The sequence below is a fragment of the Streptomyces nanhaiensis genome (assembly GCF_046614825.1).
Classification (GTDB): Bacteria; Actinomycetota; Actinomycetes; order Streptomycetales; family Streptomycetaceae; genus Streptomyces; species Streptomyces radiopugnans.
Genome location: NZ_JBKJFM010000297.1, coordinates 1 through 2950, shown reverse-complemented (window position 1 = coordinate 2950; position 2950 = coordinate 1). Strand labels below are relative to the sequence as shown.

At 77.4% G+C, this 2950-nt stretch carries 1 protein-coding gene and 3 pseudogenes; 1 reads left to right on the top strand and 3 read right to left on the bottom strand.

The features are described from left to right. Positions 1-173: pseudogene (locus tag ACLIYP_RS30025) on the top strand (diaminopimelate decarboxylase); the annotation flags it as partial. Here ACLIYP_RS30025 and ACLIYP_RS30020 read toward each other — a convergent pair. The 3 genes and pseudogenes from ACLIYP_RS30020 to ACLIYP_RS30010 all read right to left on the bottom strand — a co-directional run. After that, positions 122-823: pseudogene (locus ACLIYP_RS30020) on the bottom strand (ABC transporter ATP-binding protein); the annotation flags it as partial. The pseudogenes ACLIYP_RS30025 and ACLIYP_RS30020 sit on opposite strands and share 52 nt — an antisense overlap. Continuing rightward, positions 820-2586: an ABC transporter ATP-binding protein/permease gene (locus ACLIYP_RS30015; RefSeq protein WP_412716231.1), complete on the bottom strand. Its 1767-nt coding sequence runs from the start codon at positions 2584-2586 to the stop codon at positions 820-822. The pseudogene ACLIYP_RS30020 and the gene ACLIYP_RS30015, both read right to left, overlap by 4 nt. Beyond that, positions 2583-2950, bottom strand: a pseudogene (locus ACLIYP_RS30010) (SagB/ThcOx family dehydrogenase); the annotation flags it as partial. The pseudogene ACLIYP_RS30010 and the gene ACLIYP_RS30015, both read right to left, overlap by 4 nt.

The window sequence follows — 2950 nt, the reverse complement described above, 5'->3', positions numbered from 1 at the left end:
CATCGCCACCGCCCACGAGGACCAGAAGTTCGGGCTCGCGCTCGCCGACGGGCAGGCCGCCGAGGCGGTGCGGCGGGTGCTGAAGCTGGACAGCCTGGAGCTGGTGGGCATCCACTCCCACATCGGCGCGCAGATCTTCGACATGGCCGGCTTCGCGGCCGCCGCGCGCCGCGCGTTCGCGCGCGTCGGCGAAGGGCGCGGCGGCGAGCAGCGCCGCGACCGGCAGCACGGCGGCCGGCAGCCACGGCTCCACCGTGGCGAGTACCACCGTGCCGCCGGTGAAGACCGTTCCCGCCGCCAGGAGTTGGGCGGTGGTGTGGGCGTAGAAGAACTCCAGCGCCTCCACGTCCGCCATGGCGGTCGCGGCGAGGTCCCCGCTGCGCCGGCCGGCGACGCGGGCGGGGGCGCTGCGGGCGAGCCCGTCGAAGACCCGTACGCGCAGTGCGGCCAGCACCCGGTAGGCCAGGTCGTGCGAGAGGTCCATCTCCCGCCAGGTCGCCAGGGCGCGTACGAGGACGAGGACGGCGAGCGCGGTGACGGTGGCGGCCGAGGGCGCCCGCCCCTCGATGACGGCCGCCCCCACCGTGTGCGCGGCCAGCGTCAGCAGTGCGACCAGGGAACCCTGTTCGACGAGCGCGGCGGCGCAGGTGCGGGCCGCCATGGCGCGGTGCCCGGCGAGGGCGGGGAGCAGCGCGCGCAGCGATCCCCGCGCGGGCGCTTCCGCGCCCTCGGCAGTGGTGCCGGTGCCGGTGCCGGTGGCGGTGGCGGTGGCGGTACCGGTGGCGGCGGTGTCCGTGGCGGCGGTGTCTACGGCGGTGCTCATGCGGCGACTCCTCCCCGGTGGGCGTGGCCCGCCTCGACCAGTCGCGCGTAGACGCCTCCGGCCTCGGCCAGGCCGGTGTGCTCGCCGACGGCGTCCACCCGCCCCCGGTCGAGGACGACGATGCGGTCGGCGTGCCGGACGGCCGAGAGCCGGTGGGCGACCACCAGGACGGTCCGGCCGCTCGCGGCGTTCAGCAGTTCGCGGACGATGTCCGCCTCCCGGCGTTCGTCGACCGAGCTGGTGGCCTCGTCGAGGACGAGCACCGGCGCGTCGGCCAGCAGGGCGCGTGCGAGGGCGAGCCGCTGGCGCTGGCCTCCGGACAGGGTGGCGCCGCGCTCGCCGAGGACGGTGGCGTAGCCGTCGGGGAGTGCGGTGATCTCGTCGTGGACGCCGGCCGCGCGTGCCGCGTCCGCCAGTTCGCCGTCCGTGGCGTCCGGCCGGGCCAGGCGCAGGTTCTCGGCGATGGTGGCGTGGAAGAGGTAGGTCTCCTGGGAGACCACGGCGATGCTCTGCCGCAGCGAGTCCAGGGCGTATCCGGTCGTGGGGAGCCCGTCGAGGGTGATCCGGCCCCCCTGCGGGTCGTGGTGGCGCAGGAGCAGGGCCAGGAGCGTGGACTTGCCGGCGCCGGACGGGCCGACGATCGCGGTGGTCCGTCCCGCCCGCGCGGTGAAGGAGACGCCGCGCAGAACGGGTTCCTTGGCACCGGCATAGGTGAACTCGACGCCCTCGAAGCGCAGTTCGGGAGGCCCCGGCCAGTGCGCGGGCGCCGCTGCGGTGTCGCGGACGGCGGGTTCGGCGGTGCGCAGCGCCGCGATCCCGTCCGCGGCCGAGGCGCCCAGGTATCCGGCGTGCCATTCGCGGGCCAGGTCCCGCACCGGCCGGAAGCACTCGGAGGCCAGCAGCAGCGCCAGATAGGTGCCGGTCGCCGCGGTGGACCCGGTGACGGCCGACCAGCACGCCAGGAGCGCGGCGGCCGCGGTGCCGCCCTGGATGGCGAGGTCGGTGATGCCGGTGTCGGCCAGGGACACCCGCAGTTTGGCGACCGTCGCCCGGTGCAGCGCCGCCGAGCGCTCCTCCAGGCGTTCGCGGGTGCGGCCGACCGCGCCGGCGGCGCGCAGGGCGGGCATGCCCTGGAGGGCCTCCAGGTAGTCGGCGCCCAGCCCTTCGTAGGTGTCCCAGTGCTCCCTGCCGCGTCTGGCCAGCAGCCGGTCCCAGGCCCGCGGTCCGCACAGGGCGAGCAGCAGGGCGGGGACGAGGCCGAGGAGCGCCACCGGTTCCACGGCGGCCAGGACGGCGAGCACGAGGGGCGGCACGGTGAGGGTGACCAGGAGCTGGGGCAGGTAGCGGGAGACGTACGCGTCGACGCCCTCCACCCCGTCGACGACGGTGGTGCGCACGGCCCCGGCCCGCACCGGGGCTCCCCCCGGCCCGGAGCCGGAGGAGGTCAGGTGCGCGGGCCCCAGGCGGCCTAGGCGGACCAGGAGTTCGTCCCGCAGGGCCACCCTCACCCGGGCACCGGCGCGGGTGGCGGTGCGCCGCTGCCGGACGGCGAGCCCGGCGCGGACGGCGACGACGGCGAGCACGGCGCCCAGCAGCCACGGGAGCCGGCCGGTGTCGCCGCGTGCCAGGTCGGCGAGTGCGACGGCCAGCAGGGCGGCCTGCGCCAGATGGGTGAGGGTGACGGCGCCCTGCAGGAGGGTGGCCGCCAGCAGGGGGCGCCGGGCCAGCAGTGCGGCGCGGCGCAGTTCGGGGTGGACGGTCATGTGGGGTTCTCCTCGTCGGCGTGGCGGGTGCCGAGGGCCAGTCCGTGGACGATCCAGTCCCGGCCCGGCGCGGCGCCGAGGGCGGCGCCCAGGTCCGCCTGCTGCCAGGAGCCGACGGGCCGGGCGGTCAGACCGTGGCGCCGGGCGGCGGCATGGGCCAGGTGGACGGCGAATCCGGCCCGCAGATGGGTGCGGCGGATGTGCGGCGCGTCGGCGTCCGCAGGGCAGCCGTGGGCGAGCAGGACGGCGCCGGCACCGGCGATCCACGCCTGGCCCGCGGCCCAGGCCGCCAGTGTCGGGCGGGCCTCTCCGGCGGCGTACCGGCGCAGTGCGGTGCCGCCGGCGGCCGGTTCGACCAGGCCGG